Source organism: Sphaerospermopsis reniformis (assembly GCF_005402885.1).
Taxonomy (GTDB): Bacteria; Cyanobacteriota; Cyanobacteriia; order Cyanobacteriales; family Nostocaceae; genus Sphaerospermopsis; species Sphaerospermopsis kisseleviana.
In genome coordinates, this window is record NZ_BJCE01000610.1 from 1 (window position 1) to 317 (window position 317).

The window sequence follows — 317 nt, forward strand, 5'->3', positions numbered from 1 at the left end:
TGAAGAGCAGGTAGAGAAAACACCGAATGCAATAGCAGTAGTGTTTGAAAACGAACAACTCACCTATCAGCAATTGAATAGTCGGGCGAATCAGTTAGCACATCACTTACAATCTTTGGGTGTAAAAACAGAGACATTAGTAGGGATTTGTGTAGAACGTTCCCTAGAAATGGTAATTGGATTATTAGGTATACTCAAAGCAGGAGGAGCGTATGTACCCCTAGACCCAGAGTATCCCACTGAACGCTTGAGCTTCATGTTAGAAGACGCTCAAGTATCAGTGCTGTTAACACAAAAATCACTATTAAATCAATTAC

At 40.1% G+C, this 317-nt stretch carries 1 protein-coding gene; it reads left to right on the forward strand.

Going from position 1 to position 317, the window contains the following annotated elements; genetic code table 11:
• The coding region (locus tag FFR48_RS28600) for an AMP-binding protein (RefSeq protein ID WP_137669642.1) at positions 1-317 on the forward strand (317 nt) is incomplete at both ends.